Source organism: Bacillus sp. CCB-MMP212, assembly GCF_022748145.1.
Lineage (GTDB): Bacteria > Bacillota > Bacilli > Bacillales > Bacillaceae_G > Bacillus_A > Bacillus_A cereus.
On the sequence record NZ_JALDQE010000006.1, the window covers coordinates 82,289 to 106,870 of the forward strand.

A 24,582-nucleotide genomic window follows, 5' to 3' on the forward strand; every position below is an offset into this window, starting at 1 on the left:
TGAAAGTGATATGGGTACATTTACATGCACATCAATCTTTTATTATGAAGTGGACCTTGAATATATTGTTTTTTATTGACAGACATAAAAATGATTTATTTGCTGTATTGATAATTTGTAGACGTTATAATAAAATGTTTATGTATATGCAAACTTAATTTATTTTTGTTTGGTTTTATTGTAAGGTTAGGCAGTGTTGATAACAATAAAATAATGAATATATCACCTGTAAAAAGAATGAAACCAATACGGAGAAGATGATTTCGTTAAAAATTCGAAAAATAAGCGTTATTAGCTCTTGAAGAAAAATTACAAGCATATGGAAAATAGGGTTATACAAAAAGTCCTAAAGGGGGACGGAATTATGGAGAAAAGAAAGTATTCAGTAACACCACAAGATCGAATGAATTATGTATTAGGTCTTTATTCTGCAGATCAACAAATTAATGCAGTTCTTTATTTTCCTGTAGGTATATCCAAGGAAATACTTGAAGAATCAGTAAGGATAACGTTGCAATTGCAACCAGTTTTGAACAGCCGGTTTGTAGAAAATGATATTCCTTACTGGGAGGAACATTCATCTGACACTAACTCATCTATTTGCTTTTTTGCAGAAGGAAATAATCAAGAACTTGAAATAATGGCAATAGATTTTATTAAGGAACCTGGTGATCGTATTCAGGGGCCTATGGTTCAAACGAAATTATTACGGGGCACTACAATAGATATGTTAGTTGTGAAATTGTCTCATCTATGTTCAGATGGTGCAGGAGTCAAGGAATATATAAAATTGCTTGGAACAATATATACTCACCTTTCATTGGGACGGTCTAAGAAGCAAATTATAAAGGCATTTGATGAGGGAAATGAGAGTTGTCGAGATCAATCACATGTATTCAAATACGCTGGAATATCGGACATAAAAAGTGCGTATCGTCCTAACCAAGAACAACAGGCATCGTTATGGTCTTTTCCATCTCAACCTAACAAAAATAAATTTCCCCAAATGTCCGTACGGCGATTGAGCCATAAGCAAACTCTACGTTTAACCCAATGGACAAAAGCACAACAGGTTACCTTGAATGATGTAATCATGACTGCTTACTTCCGAGTTTTATCACATTTCACTGTGTATGCAGAACCTCGCACTGCAGAAAAAATGATTGGTTTGACAATTGATTTACGTCGATATCTGCCTAATAATACAACTGGTGCTATTTGCAACTTATCCGGTATGGAAATGCCAGTGATTAAAATGGAAGACGATGAAACATTTAAGCAGACTCTTGGTCGAGTTAAACAATCAATGGATAAAATAAAGTCTCAAAATCCAGGTCTTTCTTCAGCAGCAGGAATGGAGTTACTGGCAGAAATGAAGCTATCTACAGTGAAGGAAATGTATAATCAGCAATATGAACAGGCTGTACAGATGGGGATGGCGTTGCCATTACTGACAAATTTGGGAGTGATTGCTGAGGAACCTATTCAGTTTGGTCAAATTCAAGCTGAGGACGGGTATATGGCATCACCTATTATGTATGCACCATTCTTTTCAATGGGAGCAAGCTCTTATAATGGAAGGCTTACATTTACGATCGGTTATCATGCGCCGGATACATCAAAAGAAAAGGTAGAAAAATTTTTAGATAGTGTTGCTAATCAACTATCAGAAATAAAATAAAAGAGAATATAGAGAACAGATTTCTAACAGAATTGTATTTTAGGGGCTCGTATCATGTACGGATAATCTCTGGAAATTTTCTCTGACCGCACTTGCCTTTATGCTTTATATACAATGGGAATGGTAGTGAGAAACAATTTGTATCGTGAAAAAACAAGATATATCGGTATAAAAACAATAAAACAGAGCTGATTTAAATTACACTTTGAATCAGTTCTGTTTTGCTAGTGTGATGGTCCTTACAACAAAAAAAGTAGGCTGTATCCGGTTAGGGTAAAGCGGATTTTTAATTTTTTTGAAAATAAAGTTGACATCCATAACTACTTAGTCATACAATGTAGATGTAATAAGTGATACTGAATAGTTCGGATTCACAAAAACTGTTCAGTAAAAAATTCGCCTTAGTACTCTGTGATACTGAATATAAGTCAGACAGAATAGGGGGTAAAGGAGGATCAGGACATGGAAAATTTAACTGAAATGCTGAAAGGTTCACTGGAAGGGTGTGTACTGGAAATCATTAGTCGCCGTGAAACGTATGGCTATGAGATTACCCGCCACCTGAATGATCTTGGGTTTACCGAAGTTGTGGAAGGTACGGTGTATACCATCCTCGTACGATTAGAGAAGAAAAAGCTTGTGAATATTGAAAAGAAACCATCAGATATGGGACCGCCTCGTAAGTTTTATTCATTAAATGAAGAAGGCCGCCAGGAGCTTGAATTGTTTTGGAAAAAATGGGATTTTGTATCGTCAAAAATTAACGTCTTGAAGTCAAAATAGGTTCATAAGATAAAATGTTCCGGCCGATATTTTGAGAATTTCTTGTTCGGTTTTATAAAAAAGGAGGAAAATAAGATGTTAGAAATGTTCAAAAAGTTAATTGGTGATAAAAAAGAGTACAAAATGATGATGGCACGAGTTGAGGCTCTGCCAGAGGACTACCAATTTGTATTTAAGAAAATTCAAAACTACATGTGGAATTTTTCAGCGGGTAACGGGATGGATATGTTACACATACAGTATGAATTAATCGATTTGTTCGAAGCGGGTGCAGCGGAAGGAAGACAAGTGCTTGACATTACTGGGGATGACGTGGCTTCCTTTGCTGACGAACTAGTGGCAAATGCTAAAACTTACGTCTCCAAGTATCGTGAAGATTTGAATGAAAGTATTATGAAGAAATTGAGAAAAAAATAAATGGAATAAGTAGTACCGACTGATTAGCTGGTTACACATATGAATTGCCATCATAGCTATTCAGTTATATTTTTAACTCGGTACTAAGTAATACAGAATATCAGTGATACTAAATAGATAGAGGTAAATAAATAGTCTTCGCAAAACATTTTTATAGGGAGGAAAAAAGTATGAGTCATGCAGCGATTTCTGTAAAAGGCTTGAAAAAATCCTTTAAAGACAAGGAAGTTTTAAAAGGGGTAGATTTTGAGGTGCAGCGTGGAGAAATTTTCGCGCTGCTAGGCTCAAATGGAGCTGGAAAGACGACAACGGTTAACATCCTTTCGACGCTAATGAAGCAAGATAGCGGTGAAGTAAGTATTTGCGGATTTGATGTACAGCGTCAACCAGACCATGTTCGTCAAAGTATCAGTTTGACAGGGCAGTTCGCAGCTTTAGACGGTATGCTGACAGGGAGGGAAAACTTGATAGTGATCGCCAAATTACGTGGTGTTTCCAATCCCGCTCAAGTTGCTGACAATCTACTTGCAAGATTTAGCCTGACTGATGCGGCAAACCAAAGGGCAGATCAGTATTCAGGCGGGATGAAGCGCCGGCTTGATGTCGCGATGAGTTTAATTGGGGCGCCAGCAGTTATTTTTCTTGACGAACCAACGACTGGACTTGATCCTGAAGCGCGAATCGAAGTGTGGGATACAGTCAAGGAACTTGCCGGTAGCGGCACAACGATTTTGCTTACGACTCAGTACTTGGAAGAAGCAGAACAACTGGCAGACCGTATCGCTATTTTGCATGGCGGAAAAATTATTACGACAGGTACTCTTGCTGAACTAAAAGAGATGTTCCCGCCAGCAAAAGTGGAGTATATCGAGAAGCAACCGACATTGGAAGAAATATTCCTTTCGATCATTGGCAAAAAGGAGGAGATGTAAATGAAAAGTAAAACAGGTGTATTACTAGGTCGTTTAATGCGTAACATTATGCGCAGTCCGGATACAATTATTACAGTAGCGATTACACCGATTATGATGATGCTATTATTTGTCTACGTGTTTGGCGGCGCAATAAAAACTGGAACGGAAAACTACGTTAATTATTTATTGCCGGGAATTTTGCTAATGGCTATCGCATCCGGTGTAGCTTACACTTCCGTGCGACTCTTTACGGATGTAAAGAGTGGGCTGATGGCACGTTTCATTACGATGCCTATTAAGCGCTCATCCATATTGTGGGCTCACGTTTTAACCTCTCTAGTTGCTAATGTACTTACTATCGGGGTGGTTATTCTTGTTGCACTCTTAATGGGCTTTCGTTCCAGTGCTAATATTCTAGATTGGCTCGCGGTAGCTGGGATACTTGGGATGTTTACGCTGGCGCTAACATGGCTAGCTATCATTCCAGGATTGAAAGCGAGGTCTATGGAAGGGGCGACTGCTTACTCGTACCCGCTAGTTTTTCTTCCATTTATTAGTTCGGCCTTTGTACCTACCGAAACGATGCCAAAAATTGTTCGTGTGTTTGCGGAGAATCAGCCTGTAACTTCAATCGTGAATGCGATTCGTGCTCTTTTATATGAAGGAACTGTTGGTAACGATATTTGGATTGCGCTCGCTTGGTGCGTAGGTATAATGGTCATCTCTTACTTTTTCGCCAGTAAAGCATTTAAACGTCAGTTAGGGTAAGAAACGTGATAAACGAAACCTTCAGGAATAATATATATTTAGAAAAGCACGGGAGATTTTCCGTGCTTTTATTATTTATCATGCTCTCATTGTAGTAAATGAAATGGTATTTAAAAATAGGATAATTATCCAGTGATAAAGCTTAATATTTGAGGCTCACTGCTTATGGGATGTATAAGCACACTCGTTTTTGTAAATCTGCTAATACTTCATCGGGTATTTCTTTGATTTTAATATCCTTCCCTAGAAAAAGCAGCCAATTTATTATTTCCGTCACTTCATCGGGATTGTTAATATTGATAAAAGTTTTTAAAATGGCTGTGGATTGGTAAGGATTAGTATAAGATATTGAAATTTTTAAAGGATGGTATTTTTTGAACTGGGCAATTGCTGTCGGACCAAGTTCAAATACAAGGTTAATTGCTTCGTCCTTCTTACTTAGTTTTTCTAAAATCTTTTTCTTATTTAGCCTTTTGTTCGTCGTGTATGGTTCGATATTAATGAGATCATCGACAGGAAACATCATCTTCTTTTCTTTTTTTAAGTCAAACCCTTCAATGATCCAATGGCTTTTTTCTTGATAAAGGTGCAATAGATAAATTGGATAAGACTTGATTTCTTCATCTTCTTTCATAGTAATCAATAAATGGTTATCCAAAAGAAGGATTTGAATGAGTTTTTCTAACATAGGATGGGGGAGATCAGAAAGCTCAAGTAGATCGGGATTATGAGGGTTAGTCCCTTGGAAAAGCAAGAGTTGATTTAAAAGAACGAGATCATCTTGCTGGGTTTCTGAGATGAGTCCTAGTAGTTTTTCGGCTAAAGATTGACGACTCTTTAGGTAGGGAAGTTGTTGATTCCTCGTAGCCATAAAGGCAATAAAAAGAGCTTTCACTTCATTATCAGTAAAGCGAACAACGGGCAGGATAGAGTTGTGCATAACAAAATATCCCCCAGTCCTCCCAACTTCAGTGACAAGTGGCATTCCCATAGCTTCAATTTCTCTAATGTCTCTAATAGCTGTCGACCGTGATATGTTAAATTCTTGTATGATTTCAGAAATTGTAAAGTGGGAGCGGTTGTTGATATACCGCATAATTGTATTAATCCGTTCAACTTTTTTCATTTTAGTCTCCTAAACAGTATCATTTTTTGACATGGTTTAAAGGTATTATAAACGTATCAGATGAAAAGATAAATCGTTTGATTAATAAAACAAGAGGCAGGTTTTGCAAATGAAAAATTATACTATAGAAGAAAAAGATAGCTTTATTGTGTTAGGTATTGGAACTGAAATTAAGAGTGAATACACAGACTTTGCTGGAATAAATAAAGAAAAGGAAGACTTTTGGTCGGCTGTTAAAGAAGATGGAAGGCTGGACACTTTAAAAGCTTTAGCTACAAATGAATACATTTTTTCCGTGAGCGAAGCGGTGAATAACAAAATGATGTATTATGCGGGTGTCATGACAGAAGCACAAATAGAAGAAGAATCTAGAGTGATTCAGTTTCCGAGGGGAGAATACTTAGTAGTGAAAGGGGAAGACAAAACGGCTAAAGAGCTAAGTAATAAGCTTACTGGCATCGCCTTCGGTCAAGCTTTACCAGAAGCAAAGGATTTTGCCTATGTTGGTGGACCGAATACAACGGTTGAGATGGGACAGAGAAATGGCTTAGTATTTGGTGAAATGTGGATTCCGGTTGTTAGGAAGTAAAGTGATAAAAGGTGCGAATATGGAAAGTAGAGGCTAACGATCTTGTATTGTTGGCCTTTTTGAAATGAATATAATATTCATATACTGCTACACAGTATGTTCTGATAAAATGGAATAAAAGGGAATTCCTGTAAGGTGGTGGCAGATTGAATAAAAAAAGATTATTTGAGCTATTCATAGTAACGTTTGTTTTTCTATTCCTTCATGTAAGTACATTTACTAATGAAAAATTTAACGATAAATTGGGATCTTTTACTTACATTGTTTTATTTCTTATGCTTACTATCAACGCTATATTTATAGAAAGGTATTTTGGTGATATACAAAAGTGGATTCGAAATATTACATGTTGCTTTGCTTTATTCGTAGTGGTTTTAGTAGCTCTATGGATAGGTTATTTTTAGTCCTTACTTAAGAGAATGAGAAATATGTGATTACACTACATTTGATCCGATACTATTACTTAGCTGCATCGGTTTATATTAATCTTTTCTCTCCTCAATCATGATAAAATGTACAATAGGAAATTTTATGTAAGATAAAGAAGGAAGGTTTACGGTCAGCCTGAGTACTTTGCTAGCTTTTGCGCTTGTTTCACTTAGTATGGTGAGCCTATTTTGATTTATCTTATTTCTCATTCCATTACACAGGGGCGTATGGCAGGATTTATTTTTTTATTAAGCATCATGCTTGGATTTGTAATTCATATAAATGAAGCAACTTTAGTATTCACTCAAAAATCCATTGTCTATGAAACAACTAGATTTGTAAACGGCTTTAATAGAAAGATGTCTATTGTATTTTTTGCGGCAAGATTAAATAGCTTTTTTGTTACTTTACAATAAAGTATACTTAATATCAGTAATTCATGTAATTAGGGGTGGTTTCTATATTTAGAGAAAATACAAAAAGGATACTTCTGTCATTAGTAACAAATCCAATACTAATAATTGTATATGGGATTTTTTGTTATGAGTTGGCCTTATACTGTAAGTACGGAAGAATGAATTATAATATTTATATTATGTTATTATGTATAGTACTTTTTATATCCATAACTGCATTTACTACAATGCGGGTGATGAAAAATAGAGAATATAAATCTAAAAAATTAACTAATTCAATAGTATGGAGATCCATTTCTATTATCATTATTGTTACAATTACATCATTTTATGGGATGCAGATTTATAAAAGTGCAATAAATTACAATGGCAAATTGGCATGGTTTATAGAAAAGTTAAAACATGAAAGGTCAGTTAAACTTAAACATAATAATATATATAAATCTGGAGTAGAAGGTATTTTTGAAGATATAAATAAAAAATATCCTTTGCCAAAGAAATTGTATATGGCAACTGATTTTGATCTTACATTTCATTCAGATGGAACAATCACAGCGTTTGATACATTTGTTTATGGGAAAAATGTTGATGGGAAAGAAGAAACTTATTTAATCTCTTATAATAAGAAGAAATCAGAGGATATTACTATAATACGAGATGGATATGCAAAGCCTGATTATAATGATGATAAATTAGTAGAACCTTTAATTAAAACGGTTAAGGCGATCCCAGTTAAGCAAACGGTCAAAAAATGGAATGAAAGTAAGTATGGGTTGATTTATTATGGAAAAAGGAATTGGGGATCCAATACAGAGGGAATTATTAATATTACTGAGGATGGTAAGGGGCAGAGTCTTAAAAAAGCAGCTTCTGATATCATTGGATATACTGTATCTATATTTGTCCCTGGAAAAGAGCAAGAGCTAGTCCCTGCTAGATATAATTTAATAAGTGACGCAAGTTGGAGTAAATCAAAGACGCCTCCAAAAGAAGATATGCTTAAAGAGAAGAAACAACAAGATTTAAAGAATGAAAAAGAACAGTTTTTCCTATCGAAAGAAGTTGGTTATAAACTAAATATGACAGATAAAGCATTAGGGAGCGCCTTTTATTCATTAAGCAAGACTAGTGATGAAGGGAAAACATGGGAGGTTATCAATCCAGACCCATTTAATGGGGGGATTGGTAGTGTATCAGGAATCACTTTTATAAATGATAAACTTGGGTTTTTAGGAGCAATTAGGCCTTCTGGTAATGAAGGAGAGTTATATCGCACAGATGATGGGGGAGTATCTTTTAAAAAGGTAGAATATCCGCCGCATGAAGTGAAATTAGATCATACACAGTCCACAATAAGTCCTTTTGATTCACCTAGTATGCCATATGAGAAAGATGGGGTTTTTAATATGTTAGTTGGACAAGGGGCAGATGGAGACTACAATGGCGATAGTAGTGCACTTTATCAATCAAAAGATAACGGAGAGACATGGGAATTTGTAGAAGAAGTGAAAAAGAAATAATCAGAATTTTTTTTGAAAAATAAGGTAACTACTCAGCTATACATTTTATTTAGAAGTTTGGTAAGGGGTATAATTCCAGCCATGAAGATAAAAATGGACCTATACCTCGCTGCCTTTCTTTGTTTTATTTCTTATGCTTACTATCAACGCTATATATAGAAAGGTATTTTGGTGATATACAAAAGTGGATTCGAAATATCACATGTTGTTTAGCTTTATTTGTAGTGGTTTTAGTAGCTCTATGGATAGGGTACTCTTAGATCCTTACTTAAGAGAATGAGAAGTATGTGATTACAATACATTCGATCCGATAATATTACTTAGCTGCATCGCTTTATATTAATCTTTTCTCTCCTCAATTATGATAAAATGTACAATAGGAAATTTTATGTAAAATAAAGGGGGAAGGTTTATGGTCAGCTTGAGTACATTGGTAGCTTTTGCAATTGTTTCGCTTAGCATGGTTTGTTCACCTGGGCCTAATATGATTTACCTCATTTCCCGTTCCATTACGCAAGGACGTATGGCGGGATTTATTTCTTTATTGGGCATCATGCTCGGATTTGTAATCTATATAATCGCAACTATGTTTGGACTTACAGTTCTATTCGTTGCTGTTCCCGCTGTATATGAAGCAGTAAAGTGGGCAGGTGCTGCTTACTTGCTCTGGCTCGCCTGGAATTCGATTAAACCGGGTGCTACATCTATTATGGAACCTCGTATGATTTCTAATGAGCCACCAAGGAAATTATTTCTGATGGGACTCATGACGAATCTTCTGAATCCAAAGATTGCTATTTTGTATGTATCACTTCTACCTCAATTTGAAGATCCAGAGAAGGGATCGTTGCTTTTTCAAGGTGCAGTTTTGGGGCTTACGCAAATCACTGTTAGCTTTATAGTTAACCTTGTAATTGTATGTACAGCAAGTAAAATTGCAAAATGGTTTGGCACACGCCCGACGTGGCTACGAGTACAGCGTTGGCTTATGGCAAGTGTTTTAACGGGGCTTGCTGTACGTCTTGCTTTTGAACGTCGACAGTAAGAGCTTCTTTACCGTCAGTTTCTATAATATAACCTAATAAATATTAATATAATTTATGTATAGTAGATATTTACCTTATAAAATAAGGGGGGAATATTATGACTGAGACAAACGAATCTTCAGGAGTTAATTTGAAAAAAGATGTGAAGTTTTCTATTATAATTCCTGCACACAATGAAGAAAAGTACATTAGAAAATGTTTAGATTCAATTGCAAAGGCATCAGAGGCATATAAAGAGCAAACGGAAGTTATAGTTATTTTAAATCGTTGTACAGATAAAACAGAGGAAATAGCAAAATCTTATAATTGTATTACATTGAAAAATAACGATAAAAACTTATCTAAAATTCGAAATGCAGGGGCTAAAATAGCTAGTGGAGAAATAATCGTTACTATAGACGCTGATACCATAATGACAGAGTCTATGTTGTTTAATGTGGATAAATATTTAGCTTCAGGTACATACATTGGTGGTGGGGTGAATGGTAAGTTTGAAAGAATATCTTTAGGAATATTTCTCTCCGCAATGTTAATCATAATCCCCTTACTTTTTAAGTACGGAGTTATATCTGTAGGGATTTTTTGGTGCTATAGAAAAGACTTTATGGCAATCAACGGATTTAATGAAAACATGCTTATGGCAGAAGATGCAGATTTCGCTAAACGTTTAAAAGAGTGGGGAAAGAAAAATAATAAGAAATTCGGTACTATTAAAAATGGAATGATAACTTCATGCAGAAGATTTGATACATATGGAGACTGGACTTTACTTAAAAATCCAAAAGTAATTTTAGCTTATCTAAAAGGAAATGATAGAAAATACGCAGATAAGACATATTATGATAACCAAGAAAGATAAAAATGGAGAAAATCAGAAGAGGATAGCTAGTACTTTTTTAGATATAATGAGAATCCAACTTAATTTAATAGATATTATAAGAAAACCACCAATTTGATTATCCTTTTTCAAATTGGTGGTTTTTATTTTTGAAATAAATATGTATTTTTTTATAAAAATATTTTTTGACCCCCATAAAACTATGTATTCCTCCGAATATGTATAGTGAAGAAAATAAATAGAAGAAAAATGACTATGAAAGAATATAGAAGCATTAATAAAATTACTAGATTAGGTGGGCATCCAAAATAAAAGGATGAAATTACCAATGGTATAGAGGAGAGTTATTCAAGGATTGCAGATAAAATAGAAAAAGAATAAGCAAAACGAACGGTAGAAAATAAGAAAGTAGATAAAAATACAAACCTAACTGTAGTGCCGAGAGAAAAGGAAAATCATTAAGAAAACGTTGGAAAAAGTTAGACTCGAAAAATATAACTAACAGCAAGAAAACAAGACCGAAGAAAAGTACCAAGAAAATCTGGTTAAATGGTCACTTGTGTAGTGGCCATTTTGCTATTTGAAGGAGGCTGGGAGATTACAAGTGTTGAGTTTAGTAATGAAGATCTTAAGAAAACCGAAAATAGAAGATATCGTATGTAACATACAAAACAACGAAGAAGATAAAGAAGCGTTTATCGTACAGTATCAGCCTTTTATTAGAAAATCAATCTCATCTGTCTGCCGCCGATATATTACAGAACAGGATGATGAATATAGCATTGGATTGTTTGCGTTTAACGAAGCAATTGAACAGTATTCATATACAAAAGGAAAATCCTTTTTAGCGTTTGCTGATCTTCTTATAAAAAGAGATGTAATTGACTATATACGTAAGGAGTCTAAACATAACTTTGTCTTTTTAAAAGAAGATGAGCAAGAGGAAATGTTAGAAATGCAAGTGTCGCTTACGGAGTATATGAAAGAGATGGAAAATAGTAACCGTAAGGAGGAAATTCTTCATTTTCAAAGTGTGCTAGCTGAGTTTAAAATCACATTCTCAGAGCTTGCTAAAGAATCTCCTAAGCATCGTGATACGCGTGAGCACTTAATAGAAATTGTAAAAATTATTATAAAAGAAGAGGAAATGATGGAAGAGCTGTTCCGAAAGAAAAAGTTACCGCTTAAACATATTGAACCGCGTGTTAGGGTAAGTCGTAAAACGTTGGAACGACATAGAAAATACATTATTGCAATGTGTATTATTTTTGCAAACAACTATACATATATTCTGGATTACATAAGAGGGGAAAAGCATGATGAATAAAGGAATTGTGATGGATATAAAAAAGCATAGCGTAGTTGTTTTAACACCAAATGGAGAGTTTATTACGTGTAAAAGAAAAGGGGATTCTTGCATGATCGGGGAGGAAATCTCATTTGATGAGCAAGAACAAAAAGCATCGCATTTTTCGATCCCTTCCTTTTTAAAACCTGCATCAATACTTGTTGCTTGTTTTCTATTTGCAGTGCTGTTTTTCTACAACCAACCAGAAGAAAAAGTATTTGCTTACGTCTCAGTTGATATAAATCCAAGTTTAGAGGTGAGCGTAACGAAGGATTTTCGTGTTATAGATTTACAGGCTTGTAATGATGATGGAAGGCGTATTTTAAAAGAATTGAAGCAATGGGAAAATAAACAATTACAAGAAGTAATACGTACTATTATAAAGCAAAGTCAAGAGGATAAGTATTTAACGAATGATAAGCAAGTTATGCTAACAGCAGTTGCAAAGGACAAGGCGCTAGAACCACAGTTAGAAAAGGCAATGAAAGAATTGAAGAAAGAATATGAGTTAAAACATATTACAGTTGAATATCAAAGTAGCACGATGCAAGTACGAGAGAATGCTAGAAAAGCTGGAATTGGCACAGGTGTCTATATAAAGCAAGAGAATGAGAAAAACAAATCGCTTACTCCTCCTGCCACGCCGCCTAATCCGGTGGAAAATGAAGAAGAGGTGCAATCACAGCCGGAGTCATCTCCTGATGCATCACTGGATTTATCTCCTGTAGACGAAAAAAAATATGAAAAGCAAGAGCAGAAAGAACAAAAGAAAACAGAGGAACAGCCATCGAAGCAAATAAAAGAAAACAATGGAAGAGGATCTCAGCAAGAAAATAGAGGGAATCAACAGGAGAATAAAAGTAGAGAAGCTCAACAAGGAAATAATGGGAATCAGCAAGGGAACAACGGAAGAGAATCACAACAAGGAAATAATGGAAATGGGCAAGGGAACAACGGAAGAGGATCACAACAAGGGAATAATGGAAATGGGCAAGGGAACAACGGAAGAGGATCACAACAAGGGAATAATGGAAATGGACAAGGGAACAACGGAAGAGGGTCTCAACAAGGAAATAATGGGAACGAGCAAGGGAACAACGGAAGAGGGTCTCAACAAGAGAATAATGGAAATGGGCAAGGGAACAATGGAAGAGATCCTCAACAAGGAAATAACGGGAATCAGCAAGGGAACAATGGAAGAGGATCCCAGAAAGAAAATGACGGAAACGAGCAAGGGAACAACGGTAGGGGGTCTCAACAAGAAAATAGAGGCCACCAGCAAGGGAATGAAAAGAAGAATCAATAGAATATGGAAGTGAGAGATTCATTTCAAAGCTAAAAGGATTTCTCTCGCTATTGTGGGCAGTAAAACTCCCATCTCAAAATTTGGCTGGAGCAAAGAAGTTAGGTGGGAGTTGGGCTGCTTGTAAATGCCCAATTGGTGAGGGCTGATTAAAGTTGCACTTTATTATTTTATAGTTCTATTAAGAAGGAGTATGTGAAAAATATAATGGAGAAAAACATTCAACAAGAGAAAGATAAAGAAAAACCTGTTTTTTATGATCCGAAAGGAAGGAGAAACATAGCCTTTATTTGGTTTCTATGTACCTCAATAGTTAGTGTAGGTGTTGTATTTTATTTTTTCTTTCAAAGTATTTTTTCAACACCAGAAATTCCAAATATGAATACCGCTGTACAACAAGATACTAAACTTGTACCAATTAATCAAAAACTTAGTGATCAGCAGTTAAAGAAGGAAGAATTTAACCCAAATACCGAAACGAAGGATAATGAAAATTTAGTGAATCCGCCGAAGGATAGTAAACAACCTAAAGAAGTGTATGGTTTTTATGTAAACTGGGATGAAAATAGTACCGCTTCTTTAAAAGAAAATATCGATTCCTTAACTACGTTAGTACCAGAGTGGTATCATTTAAAAGCAGATTTAACGATTAGAAGTGAGATCAAACCTGAGATAGTAAAGTTGGCAGAAAAAAATCAAGTGAAGATTATGCCTTTGCTTACTAACTATACTGAGGAAGCTTCTGGTCCTGATAGTGGGCTAATTCATAAGTTACTGAATTCCTCAAATGATGTAAAGACAAAGTTTATTAATGATTTAGTAAGCCAAGTTAAAAAGAATCATTTTTCAGGAATTAATATTGACTTTGAGGCCGTACCTGAAAGTGATAGAGAAAACTTAACAAATTTTATGAAAGAACTTACTACGGAATTTCATCAACATGATTTGCTCGTTACACAAGATGTTCCAGCTAATGATAAGGCTTTTGATTATAGTGCGTTAGCAAAAATAATAGATCGAATGATTGTAATGATGTACGATGAGCACTATGGAGCCGGGGAACCAGGACCAATTGCTTCAAATAAATGGTTCCAACATACATTGAAAGAACTGAATATTCCGTCTAATAAGCTTATAGTTGCTTTCGGTAACTATGGATATGATTGGCAAGTAAATAGTAAAGAAGCTGCGAAGTCTTTAACTTTCTCAGAAGTTATGGCAATGGCTCATGATTCAAATATGAAAATTCAATGGGATAAAATGAGTGGAAACCCTTATTTTAGGTATAAAACAGAAGGGAAAGAACATACTGCTTGGTTCTTAGACGGTGTAACTCTTTATAATCAAGTGAAAATCGCAATGGACAATAATGCAAAGGGATTTGCGTTATGGAGACTAGGAGCAGAAGACCCTACAATATGGAAAGTTTTAAAAAATCCGATTGAGGCACAAAAAAATCCTAATGTATTACATAAAATCAATAGTTTAGATGAAGTAAATTATTCTGGACAAGGTGAAATTTTACAGATTGAGAATGAAAGAAAAAATGGATTGAGAGATTTTAAAGTAGGCAAAGATGGTTACCTTACAGATGAAGTATATCAATCCTTACCATCTGCATATGAAGTGCAACGATATGGAAAACCAAATGGGAAACAAGTAGTATTAACATTTGATGATGGACCAGACCCGAAATATACGCCAGAAATTTTAGATATATTAAAAGAGAATCAAATAAAAGCTGCTTTTTTTGTACTTGGTGAAAACGCACAACTAAATACTAGTATTGTAAAAAGAATATACGATGAAGGGCATGAAATTGGCAATCATACTTTCAAGCATCCTAACATAGCTGATACGTCTTTACTACGAACGAAAGTAGAACTTAATACGACGCAACGTTTAATTCAGGAAGTAACTGGACATTCTACGGTTTTATTTAGACCGCCATATGAAGCGGATGCTAACCCGGATTCATCAAATGAAATATTGCCTATTTTACGTGCACAAAATATGAACTATACAATGGTAGCGGAAAAAGTTGATCCCGAAGACTGGGCAACACCATCAACAAATGAATTAGTAAAGCGTGCTCTTAATCCCATTTATAAGGGAGAGGGAAATATTATTCTTCTCCATGATGCGGGAGGGAATCGTACACATACAGTAGAGGCGCTCCCAATCATTATTAAAGACCTAAAAAAGCATGGATATAGTTTTGTAACAATTTCAGATTTAATGAATAAAGAACGAGATGAAATTATGCCTCCTGTTTCTTCTGAGGGGAAGCAATATTTACTTTACAATAAAGCTGTCTTTTCAGGAGCTGGATATTTTAAGCATATATTAACAACTATTTTTTATATTGCTATTGGATTAGGGATTTTTCGATTTTTATTCTTAATTTATTTTGCCTGGAAGCAGAAAAGAAAAACGTTATCTCGCTATATTAATTCGTCCTATCAACCTTTTGTTAGTGTTGTCATAGCAGCATATAATGAAGAAAAGGTGATAGCCAAGACGATTCACTCAATTTTGAATAGTAATTATAGAGAATTTGAAGTTATTGTTGTGGATGACGGATCGACAGATGGTACGTCAAAAGTAATGAAAGAAACATTTTATAAACACCCTAAAGTTCGTTTCATTCAGAAAGAAAATGGCGGGAAATCATCGGCAATGAACCTAGGGTTTCAACAATCGCGAGGAGAAATCATTGTCACTTTAGATGCGGATACTATTATTGCGCAAGACGCTATTTCTTTAATGGTTAGACACTTTGAAGATCAGAATGTAGCTGCAGTTTCAGGTAATGTCAAAGTGGGGAATAGACGGAATTTGTTAACTACTTGGCAACATGTTGAGTATATTACAGGGTTTAATTTAGAACGTAGAGCTTTTGATGAGTTAAATTGTATTACAGTAGTTCCAGGAGCTATTGGGGCGTGGCGCAAGAAGAATGTAGTTGAATCTGGATATTTAAGCGAAGATACATTAGCAGAAGATACCGATCTTACTATTACATTTTTACGTCAAGGGCATAGAATTGTATATGAAGAAAAAGCGCATGCTTTTACGGAATCACCTGAGGATGTGAAAAGTCTCATTAAACAGCGATATCGTTGGTCATATGGTACACTTCAATGTCTTTGGAAACATCGAAAAGCGTTGTGTAATTCAAAACATAAAACGTTAGGGTTTATTGCACTGCCTAACATGTGGTTATTCCAATATGTTCTGCAATTCATTGCTCCTTTTGCAGATATATTAATGATTATAGGACTATTTAGTAGTAATCCGCTAAAAGTTTTAGGATTTTATTTTGTATTCTTTTTAATGGATCTTCTCGCTTCTCTGTTCGCATTTAAATTAGAGGAAGAAAATCCGAAACCATTAGTATGGTTAATTTTACAACGTTTTATTTATCGTCAATTTATGACTTATGTTGTCATTAAATCTATATTCTCATCGCTTCGAGGAGTAGCGGTAGGGTGGAATAAACTAAAGAGACTGGGGAGTGTTAAACATTCCACGGAACATAAGGAGGCATCATAAAAGAGCGGACTATCTGCTCTTTTTTTCATTGATTTTAGTTAGTTGAATGTAGAGTTGTAGCATAAAAACTGCTGCTTCTATAACGAGATTCCTATTCACCATTAATAGTGAGACATTATGTTAAGCTAATCCTTTAGTTTCGGATTAAAGTTTTTTTATATTTTTTTAAAATGACGGACACAAAAACGCATATACCTTCGAATTATATATATGGATAACATAAATATGTATATAAAAGGGGAGAAATAAGATGAAAGAAAAAAAAGAAATGTTTCAAGAAATCGCTGAGGTGTTAAAGGTATTGGCGCATCCAGTTCGTCTATCTTTAGTAAAAATAATGCTTGCAAAAGGTCCTACTAATGTAACAACAATGTATGGGGATTTACAAATGCCTCAAAGTACAATTAGTCAACATTTATCTAAACTAAAAGCTGCTAAAATGGTTACAGGTACTCGGAAAGGATTAGAAATTTATTATGAGGTAACTGACAATCGTACAAAATCAATATTAGCATGTTTAGTTTAAATACATACTTCTATTTCAAAATAAAAAACGCTATTCTTTTCTATGATTTTACAGAGAGAATAGCGTTTTTTATTTTTAAGGAGTATCTTTTTATATGCCTATAGAATGGAGTGAAAGGTTTATGGGTTTAAATGTACCTACTATTACCTTAGATTCTAATGCGTCTAATAATGAAAAAATTCTCGGTTTAGGGGTGCTTCTTTATAGCTTACGTACAATTGAGATTAGAAAAAGTAGAGCGAGCGCTTAATGAGGCGGAAGTAGTGTTTATATGCGAAACTTTATAGAAATCTCATTTTTCTAATTGTATCTTTTTAGATTGATGGATGTGGGGTCACGTCCATCAATCTAAGAAAACAAGTTAGCTAAAAAATGATGAAAATAAACTTTATAGAAATAAAAAATATGAACGTAGAGGATTAAACAAAGTATATAGTGCTTTTTTAGTCATGTAATCTTTTAATCTGATGATCTTTTCCCCATTCAAACAGATCATTCATTATTTGCATTAAAGATTTTCCGTATTCACTTATGGTGTACTCAACCTTTGGTGGTACTTCTTGATATACGGTACGATAGATAATCCCATCAGCTTCAAGTTGCCGAAGTTGTTGTGTAAGAACCTTTTGTGTAATGTTTGGGATTTCTCGTTTAATTTCATTTGTTCGCATTTTTCCATCCGACAAAATACATAAAATATGAACTTTCCATTTTCCACCGATTACATCGAGTGTTGTTGCAATTGGGCAATCATCATTTTGATTCATATAACACCTCCAAAGGTACTTCAAGGTTCCTATAGTACCTGAAAGTACGTACTTTTCAATTATATGTAACTCATTCATACTAATACGTAAAGGATTGATTAATTTATAAAGGGGCTGGAAAATGATGAGAACACTTGTAATTGTAGCACACCCTCATATTGAAAAATCAAAAATTAATAAAAGATGGATAGAAGAACTTGAGAAACATTCAGATGAAATTACGGTGCATGAATTATATAAGGTGGCACCAAATTGGGAGTTTAATATTGAACAAGAGCAAAAGTTATTAGTAGAACATGACAGATATATATTTCAATTTCCGCTTTACTGGTACAGCTCACCACCATTATTAAAAAAATGGTTCGATGATGTATTAACATATGGATTTGCGTACGGATCACAAGGAGATAAAGTGAAGGGGAAAGAATTTGGTGTAGCTATTTCTATAGGTGGATTAGAAAAAGATTATGAAAATAGTGGGATTACAATGGATGAGTTGACGAAACCATTCCAAGCTACATGCCTATATACAGGTATGGAATTTATACCTTCCTTTTATTTATATGGTGCAGAATATAAACTAAGTGATGAAGAGATTGATAAAAGTGCACCTGAGTATGTGCAATATGTAATGAACAAGAAGTATTCTAATATATAATGAAAAATAGCCATTTACTTGTGAAGTAAATGGCTATTTTATATTCTTCTTATATTCACTAAGTTTAATCTTTAGTAAATTAATAGTTAATCTGGTAAAATAAAAAACCTAACATATATAAAGGGGAGTTTTACTTGAGAACGATGCGACAATTATTACAAAAGAGAGCAATGCAGTCACCAAATTTGGAAGCGCTTGTAGGAGGGAAGAAAAGATATTCGTTTCAGCAATATAATGAACGAGTAAATCAGCTTGCACATTATTTGTTACATAATGGTGTGCAAAGAGGAGATCGTATAGGAATACTATGCAAAAATAATCACCCATTTCCAAGTGTTATGATGGCAAGTTTAAAAATTGGAGCGGTATTTATTCCGCTAAATCATCAGCTTACTGTATATGAATTAGAAACGATTGTAAAAGAAGCGAAATTAAAAGTGTTAGTTATTGATGAAGAATTTAGTGAAGTGTTATTAAATGTTGATGCTGTTAAAGAAATTCCTTATGTAATTCAAACGACAAAAGAAGGTTTTGGTTCATTTGAATTAGAGCTGCAAAAACAGCCAATGACAGAACCGAACGTAGAAGTTCATGAAGAAGACGACGCCATTTACTTATTTACTTCAGGAACGACTGGACAGGCGAAAGCATGTGTAATTGGACATAAAAACTTACATCACTATTTTGCTGAAATTGCGGGACAAAGAGAAATCCCAGCAGGTGAACGCTTTTTATCTGTGCATCCATTGTTCCATATGAGTGGCGTGCTTTCTATTTTAAATTGTATTTATCATGGCGTTACGATGATTTTCTTAGCTGATTCGAATCCTGCTATTATTTGGGATAAGATTGAAGAAGAGAAAATTACTACGATGCTTGCGTTCCCTGCTGTTTATAGTTACATGCTTGATGAATTAAATAAAAAAGAACGTAATATTTCAACCTTTAAAGTAGCACAAAGCGGTGGTACAAAAGTGCCAGAAACACTCATTCAAAAATATATGGAAAAAGGAATATATATGGTGCAAGGTTATGGTAGTACAGAAGGTTGGGTTGTAACCTCATGGCATCCAATGATGGGAAAAGAAAAGATGTCTTCTGTAGGAAAAACCTTAAAAAATGTAGAGGTGAAAATTGTTCATCCGGAAACAGGACATGAACTAACAACAAATGAAGTTGGAGAGATTCATGTGAAAAGTCCATACATGTTTAAAGGGTATTGGAATAATGAAAAGGCGACAAAGAAGGTAGTAAAAGATAACTGGTTTAACATGGGTGATGCTGGCATGATAGATGACGACGGATTCCTGCATATTATGGGAAGATATAAAGACGTTATTATACGCGGTGGTGACAATGTATATCCAGATCAAGTAGAAGATGTTATTCATGAAATACATGGTGTTTTAGAAGTTGCAGTAGTTGGAGTTCTAGATGACTTTTGGGGAGAGGTTCCAAGAGCTTTCATTGTGAAGGATAGCGAAACAATATTAACAGAAGAAAGTATTACTCAGTATTGTAAACAGAAATTAGCCAGTTACAAAATACCAGAAGTGGTATTCATAGATGAGTTACCGAAAAATGCTTTAGGAAAAGTGTTGAAGAGGGAATTACGAGATGTAGTTCTTGTGAAATAGAAAATTATGAAACGATGGAGAACCCAGTTATGTATAAAGCATGACTGGGTTTTTATGTATCAAAAACATAATAATTTACTAGATTTTGTATTTTGTGTAAGATAATAAAGAATATTCAATTAATAATTCGAGGGATGAAATTAAATGAAGCTACCGTTATTAGAAGTAGAGACGGATAGACTCATTATCCGTCCATTTCAAAAAGATGATTACGAAAGTTGGTTAGATGGATTTAATAAGAGACTGCCATCGCAGTATAAATATGACGATGGCTATCAAGTTATGGCATCGTCAACAAAAGAATGGTTCACGGAATGGATAAGAGGCTTTGATGAAGCAGCACATCGAGATGAGATGTATGTATTAGGTATTTTTCGTAAAGAAGACGGAGCTAATATTGGAAAGCTAGAGCTAATAAAAATTTTACGTATGGATTATCAGTGGGCAATGATGGGCTACTCTATTCATAATCAATATTGGAAAAATGGATATGGGGTAGAAAGTGTAAACGCTACGTTATCGTTATTTTTTAATAGCCTTAATTTTCATAGAATCGAATTACATATACATATTGATAATGAGCCATCAGTGCGTCTTGCGGAAAGCGCAGGCTTTTCATTTGAATGCAAGAGAGAGGCGTTTTCATTAGAGAATGGTAAGTGGATGGATTTTCTTATTTATTATAAAAATAAGGAGATGAATATATGAGAGTGTTTATTACAGGTGGCAGCCGCGGTTTAGGGTTACAGTTAGTAAAAGTATTTCATGAAAATGGGCATATTGTTTATCCGTTAGTTAGAACTGAGGTTGCGGTAACGCAATTGAAGCAAATGTTTAGTGGTAGATGTTTTCCTATATTGGCAGACTTATCGGCTGATGAGAGTACGGAGCAAATTAAGAAGCAGCTTGAGGAATATACAGAGTATGTTGATCTAGTTATAAATAACGCTGGCATTACTGGGAAGGAGACTGAGATTTCACATACAAATTCAGAAGAATTAACAGACTTATTTAATATTCATTGCTTAGGTGTAATTCGGGCTGTAAAAGGTACATATGTGGCGTTAGCTAAATCGGATCATCCGAGAATAATAAATGTGTCCTCTCGATTAGGATCATTACATAAAATGGCGAACAAAGAGTTTCCGCAAGGTCAGTTCTCATATTCATATCGAATTGCTAAAGCTGCACAAAATATGTTAACACTCTGCTTACAACAAGAGTTTGAGAATAAAAGAATTCGTGTAACTGCCATTCACCCAGGAAAATTAAAAACTGATATTGGTGCCTTTGATGCGAATATGACTCCGGCTGAAGGAGCAAAAAATATATATGATTGGGTAATAGATTCAAATGAGGATATTTCAGGGAAGTTTATTGAGCCTGGTGTAGGGGAATTGAAGTGGTGATATACGATCTTGCAATCATTCAGAATCTATTTGGCCCTTCTAAAAAAGTATTAAATGGCTTACCAAATGCAGTAACGATTGAAGAAATAGAAGAAGATGTTTTGTATAACGTACAAACATATAAAGAAAAGATAAGTAGATTTGAAGAGGTTTGTTTTAATTGGGAGTTAAAAAGAGCAAGTATTGTATTAAACAAAAGGTTTAGTAGTTATAACTCAAGTGTGAAAGTGTTACTTGATGTCGGTTTTTCTTTGTATGCCGCAAAGATAGAAGTATGTAGAGAATTGAACAATGTAGAAGAGCTTGAAAGACAATATACATATCGATCAATAGCAGAAGGAACGTTATCGGAAAAAGAATTTAAATATATTTGGGAACAATGTATGTCGGGTTCAGGGAATCAAACTTCAATTTTAACTATCGATGAACATTTTTATTCCGTGCAAACAGAGTTAGGTAAGGGGTGGGAAAAGTCATGTATTGTTTTTTATGATAAAACTGAGCCAATTGGTCTGTCCATACCGCATATAGAAACTGGAACAGAAAGTGAAGGACGATTATTTTACTTTGGAGTAATGCCTTATTATCGCGGGAAAGGAGTTGCTTCTCATATGCATCTTCAATCTTTACATATGTTAAAGGAAATGGGGGCTACTTATTACATCGGAAGCACGCATACTTCAAATGAAAAGATGCAGAGGATATTTTGGAGAAATAATTGTTCGATGAAAACGAAGACAGAGCTTTATTATAAAATTTTTAAAGTAGATTAGGAGAAAAGAAGATGAAGACTATAAACGTATTTCATTACGATGCATTTACGAATAAACCAAATAAGGGAAATCCAGCAGGTATTGTATTAGAAGCAGATGGATTAACGGAAGAGGAAATGCAAATTATTGCTGAAAAAATTGGATATAACGAAACAACTTTTGTTCTTTCCTCAGAAGTAGGAGATATAAGAATGCGCTATTTTACACCTGGTTTTGAAATGGATTTATGTGGTCATGGGACAGTAGGGACGATATATGCCTTGCGCGAAAAAGGTTTATTAGAAGAGAAAAGTAACCTTACGATTGAAACGAAGGCAGGGATTTTACCAATACAAATAGGTGTAAATGAAAATGGAGAAACCTTTATTAAAATGAGGCAGACAGCACCTCAGTTTAAAGATTTTGCAGGTTCAAAAGAAGAATTAGCTCATAGTATTGGTTTAGAAGTAAATGATTTAGATGTAAGTTTACCGATAGTATATGGAAGTACAGGGAATTGGACTGTAATTGTACCGATTAAAAATCTAGATGCGTGTGAGAGAATGAAACCTAATAATGCTGCATTTCCGTCAGTATTAAAAGAAATACCTAATGCTTCTATTCACCCAATTTGTCTAGAAACTTATGATGAACTAGCACAAATGCATGGCCGTCATTTCTCATCAGCTTATGCTGGGACGATTGAAGATCCAGTGACAGGAACAGCTTCAGGTGTAATGGGAGCGTATTATGCGGAGTATTTAGAGAAAGATTTTGAACATGAATTGGACTTAATCGTTGAGCAAGGACAGGAAATAAATAAAGATGGTCGTGTAACTGTTTATGTAACGAAAGGGATAGAAAACGAAAAGTTACAAATAGATATTGCTGGAACAGCGGTGTATGTGAAAGAGTTTGAAGTTTTAATATAAAAAAGAAAGCCCGGCATACATCCGGACTTTCATTATCTGTTCAACACTTCAATATACGAAGCATCTCCAGTTGTTCTTAAAGCAGAGCGAAAATTGTTATTTTCTAGCGTTTTAGCGACTTGTTGTAATTGCTGTGCATCATCATGATGGATAAGTAAGCTGTCAGCACCGTTTTCCTCTATATGAATGTGTTCAACATTTCCAATGGCATCATGTATAGCTTTTAAAAATTCAGGTTTCATGGTGTCCTCCTATATGTATGTAACGTTTTTATTTAGTATTTCCTTATTTTTGAAATATAAAAGTAAATGAAAGGAGAAATAAAATGAATATAAAGCAGTTTAACGAACATATAACATCATTATTTGGAGAGCATCTTCATAAATACGGCGATGATGAATATGGTTTTACTCATATAAGTAAAGATGAATTTCACAAAATCGGTTACACAACAAATTTAACGTTAGAAACTATTGAAGAAGCGTATAGAAATGGAGTCGATATGATAGTTACACATCATGCGCCGTGGCGTTTTTTATTTGGTATGGAAGAGGCTTGTATTGAGAAATTGAAGCAATATGAAATGAATCATTTTTGGGTTCATTTGCCGTTAGATTTTGTAAAGTTTGGCACATGTACATCGTTATTTAACGGAATTGGGATAGATACAATACTGGAATATTCCACGTATGAGGAAGAAGAACTACCGGGAATAGGAGAATATAAAGAAGCGATTCCTTTTTCAAACTTAGTTGGAAAACTTGAAGAAAAAATGGAAGAGAAAGTGAAGAGCTGGAAAAATCACGATAAACCAGTAAAACGGATTGCGATTTTAACCGGTGCAGGAAACAATACAAATTTGATTGAACGTGCATTAGAAAAAGGGTGTGACACGTACATAACAGGTGAAAAAACATTATATACAGTTCAACATGCGAAATTTAAAGGGATTAATTTAATTGTAGGCAGTCATACGTTTACAGAAGTGTTTGGTGTAGAAAGTTTGGCTCATAAATTACAAGACAGAGACCCTGCAGTAGAAATTATTAGAGTATATGAAGAGCATTTAGAGTGATAAAATCACGTTATCATAAATGAGATATTGAAGAAAGCCATTGTAATAAAATAAAATTGTTGTTTGTTATATTAGGATGGTTGGGAGGATTTC

General features: G+C 34.6%; 25 protein-coding genes and 2 pseudogenes. 24 read left to right on the forward strand and 3 right to left on the reverse strand.

What is annotated here, in order from left to right; genetic code table 11:
* The first annotated feature begins 364 nt into the window (after nucleotides 1-364).
* From MRP26_RS17880 to MRP26_RS17900, 5 genes are all read left to right on the forward strand, one after another.
* Nucleotides 365-1,681 carry a condensation domain-containing protein gene (locus MRP26_RS17880; protein WP_197241924.1) on the forward strand — a complete coding sequence of 439 codons (1,317 nt, stop codon included), beginning with the start codon at nucleotides 365-367 and terminating at the stop codon, nucleotides 1,679-1,681.
* 462 nt (nucleotides 1,682-2,143) lie between these two features.
* Nucleotides 2,144-2,464, forward strand: coding sequence for a PadR family transcriptional regulator (locus MRP26_RS17885; RefSeq protein WP_000429488.1), 321 nt, complete (start codon nucleotides 2,144-2,146; stop codon nucleotides 2,462-2,464).
* Nucleotides 2,465-2,539: 75 nt separating this feature from the next.
* Complete coding sequence (locus tag MRP26_RS17890) at nucleotides 2,540-2,881, forward strand: DUF1048 domain-containing protein (protein WP_000891986.1); 342 nt, start codon at nucleotides 2,540-2,542, stop codon at nucleotides 2,879-2,881.
* Nucleotides 2,882-3,051: 170 nt separating this feature from the next.
* Nucleotides 3,052-3,813 (forward strand): ABC transporter ATP-binding protein, encoded by a 762-nt coding sequence (locus tag MRP26_RS17895; protein WP_098678166.1) that lies wholly within the window; start codon nucleotides 3,052-3,054, stop codon nucleotides 3,811-3,813.
* The gene (locus MRP26_RS17900; protein ID WP_098678165.1) at nucleotides 3,814-4,563 is read left to right on the forward strand and encodes an ABC transporter permease; all 750 of its coding nucleotides are present in this window, start codon (nucleotides 3,814-3,816) and stop codon (nucleotides 4,561-4,563) included.
* Nucleotides 4,564-4,726: 163 nt separating this feature from the next.
* On the opposite strand, the gene MRP26_RS17905 is transcribed toward MRP26_RS17900, so the two are convergent.
* A complete protein-coding gene (locus MRP26_RS17905; protein WP_182813195.1) occupies nucleotides 4,727-5,689 on the reverse strand; it encodes a helix-turn-helix transcriptional regulator in 963 nt (320 codons plus the stop codon).
* Nucleotides 5,690-5,798: 109 nt separating this feature from the next.
* Here MRP26_RS17905 and MRP26_RS17910 point away from each other — a divergent pair, with 109 nt between their 5' ends.
* The 12 genes and pseudogenes from MRP26_RS17910 to MRP26_RS17970 all read left to right on the forward strand — a co-directional run bounded on the left by MRP26_RS17910 (nucleotide 5,799) and on the right by MRP26_RS17970 (nucleotide 17,509).
* Nucleotides 5,799-6,278 (forward strand): GyrI-like domain-containing protein, encoded by a 480-nt coding sequence (locus MRP26_RS17910; RefSeq protein ID WP_002195671.1) that lies wholly within the window; start codon nucleotides 5,799-5,801, stop codon nucleotides 6,276-6,278.
* Nucleotides 6,279-6,424: 146 nt separating this feature from the next.
* Nucleotides 6,425-6,682 carry a DUF3963 domain-containing protein gene (locus MRP26_RS17915; protein WP_001036214.1) on the forward strand — a complete coding sequence of 86 codons (258 nt, stop codon included), beginning with the start codon at nucleotides 6,425-6,427 and terminating at the stop codon, nucleotides 6,680-6,682.
* A gap of 199 nt (nucleotides 6,683-6,881) precedes the next feature.
* Nucleotides 6,882-6,989: pseudogene (locus MRP26_RS17920) on the forward strand (LysE family translocator); the annotation flags it as partial.
* Nucleotides 6,990-7,158: 169 nt separating this feature from the next.
* Nucleotides 7,159-8,643, forward strand: a complete 1,485-nt coding sequence (locus MRP26_RS17930; protein WP_081366353.1) for a WD40/YVTN/BNR-like repeat-containing protein — start codon at nucleotides 7,159-7,161, stop codon at nucleotides 8,641-8,643.
* A gap of 106 nt (nucleotides 8,644-8,749) precedes the next feature.
* Nucleotides 8,750-8,903: pseudogene (locus tag MRP26_RS17935) on the forward strand (DUF3963 domain-containing protein); the annotation flags it as partial.
* Between the two features lie 152 nt (nucleotides 8,904-9,055).
* Complete coding sequence (locus tag MRP26_RS17940) at nucleotides 9,056-9,688, forward strand: LysE family translocator (RefSeq protein WP_023522590.1); 633 nt, start codon at nucleotides 9,056-9,058, stop codon at nucleotides 9,686-9,688.
* Nucleotides 9,689-9,786: 98 nt separating this feature from the next.
* Entirely contained in the window at nucleotides 9,787-10,548 is a 762-nt protein-coding gene (locus MRP26_RS17945) for a glycosyltransferase family 2 protein (RefSeq protein WP_197241923.1), read from the forward strand.
* Between the two features lie 583 nt (nucleotides 10,549-11,131).
* Complete coding sequence (sigI, locus tag MRP26_RS17950; RefSeq protein WP_002082432.1) at nucleotides 11,132-11,854, forward strand: RNA polymerase sigma factor SigI; 723 nt, start codon at nucleotides 11,132-11,134, stop codon at nucleotides 11,852-11,854.
* The gene (locus tag MRP26_RS17955) at nucleotides 11,844-13,181 is read left to right on the forward strand and encodes an anti-sigma factor domain-containing protein (RefSeq protein ID WP_197241922.1); all 1,338 of its coding nucleotides are present in this window, start codon (nucleotides 11,844-11,846) and stop codon (nucleotides 13,179-13,181) included. Before sigI ends, MRP26_RS17955 begins: the two co-directional genes overlap by 11 nt.
* Before the next feature lie 204 nt (nucleotides 13,182-13,385).
* Complete coding sequence (locus MRP26_RS17960) at nucleotides 13,386-16,733, forward strand: trifunctional glycoside hydrolase family 18/polysaccharide deacetylase/glycosyltransferase family 2 protein (protein ID WP_197241955.1); 3,348 nt, start codon at nucleotides 13,386-13,388, stop codon at nucleotides 16,731-16,733.
* Nucleotides 16,734-16,983: 250 nt separating this feature from the next.
* Entirely contained in the window at nucleotides 16,984-17,259 is a 276-nt protein-coding gene (locus MRP26_RS17965) for an ArsR/SmtB family transcription factor (protein ID WP_000660066.1), read from the forward strand.
* A 94-nt stretch (nucleotides 17,260-17,353) separates the two neighbouring features.
* On the forward strand, nucleotides 17,354-17,509 hold the full coding sequence (locus tag MRP26_RS17970; RefSeq protein ID WP_014482089.1) for a hypothetical protein: 156 nt from the start codon (nucleotides 17,354-17,356) through the stop codon (nucleotides 17,507-17,509).
* Between the two features lie 193 nt (nucleotides 17,510-17,702).
* Here MRP26_RS17970 and MRP26_RS17975 read toward each other — a convergent pair whose 3' ends face one another.
* Nucleotides 17,703-18,026, reverse strand: coding sequence for a winged helix-turn-helix transcriptional regulator (locus MRP26_RS17975; RefSeq protein ID WP_001072958.1), 324 nt, complete (start codon nucleotides 18,024-18,026; stop codon nucleotides 17,703-17,705).
* Nucleotides 18,027-18,150: 124 nt separating this feature from the next.
* Here MRP26_RS17975 and MRP26_RS17980 point away from each other — a divergent pair, with 124 nt between their 5' ends.
* From MRP26_RS17980 to MRP26_RS18005, 6 genes are all read left to right on the forward strand, one after another.
* On the forward strand, nucleotides 18,151-18,684 hold the full coding sequence (locus MRP26_RS17980) for an NAD(P)H-dependent oxidoreductase (protein ID WP_002164479.1): 534 nt from the start codon (nucleotides 18,151-18,153) through the stop codon (nucleotides 18,682-18,684).
* A gap of 143 nt (nucleotides 18,685-18,827) precedes the next feature.
* On the forward strand, nucleotides 18,828-20,321 hold the full coding sequence (locus MRP26_RS17985) for a class I adenylate-forming enzyme family protein (RefSeq protein WP_197241952.1): 1,494 nt from the start codon (nucleotides 18,828-18,830) through the stop codon (nucleotides 20,319-20,321).
* 144 nt (nucleotides 20,322-20,465) lie between these two features.
* Nucleotides 20,466-21,029, forward strand: coding sequence for a GNAT family N-acetyltransferase (locus tag MRP26_RS17990; protein ID WP_242806502.1), 564 nt, complete (start codon nucleotides 20,466-20,468; stop codon nucleotides 21,027-21,029).
* The gene (locus tag MRP26_RS17995) at nucleotides 21,026-21,730 is read left to right on the forward strand and encodes an SDR family NAD(P)-dependent oxidoreductase (protein WP_242806510.1); all 705 of its coding nucleotides are present in this window, start codon (nucleotides 21,026-21,028) and stop codon (nucleotides 21,728-21,730) included. Before MRP26_RS17990 ends, MRP26_RS17995 begins: the two co-directional genes overlap by 4 nt.
* A complete protein-coding gene (locus tag MRP26_RS18000; RefSeq protein WP_000638686.1) occupies nucleotides 21,727-22,503 on the forward strand; it encodes a GNAT family N-acetyltransferase in 777 nt (258 codons plus the stop codon). Before MRP26_RS17995 ends, MRP26_RS18000 begins: the two co-directional genes overlap by 4 nt.
* 11 nt (nucleotides 22,504-22,514) lie before the next feature.
* The gene (locus tag MRP26_RS18005; protein WP_000849312.1) at nucleotides 22,515-23,414 is read left to right on the forward strand and encodes a PhzF family phenazine biosynthesis isomerase; all 900 of its coding nucleotides are present in this window, start codon (nucleotides 22,515-22,517) and stop codon (nucleotides 23,412-23,414) included.
* Between the two features lie 32 nt (nucleotides 23,415-23,446).
* Here MRP26_RS18005 and MRP26_RS18010 read toward each other — a convergent pair whose 3' ends face one another.
* Nucleotides 23,447-23,656, reverse strand: a complete 210-nt coding sequence (locus tag MRP26_RS18010) for a hypothetical protein (protein WP_000801636.1) — start codon at nucleotides 23,654-23,656, stop codon at nucleotides 23,447-23,449.
* An 83-nt stretch (nucleotides 23,657-23,739) separates the two neighbouring features.
* Here MRP26_RS18010 and MRP26_RS18015 point away from each other — a divergent pair, with 83 nt between their 5' ends.
* On the forward strand, nucleotides 23,740-24,489 hold the full coding sequence (locus MRP26_RS18015; protein WP_197241921.1) for a Nif3-like dinuclear metal center hexameric protein: 750 nt from the start codon (nucleotides 23,740-23,742) through the stop codon (nucleotides 24,487-24,489).
* Nucleotides 24,490-24,582 lie beyond the last annotated feature (93 nt).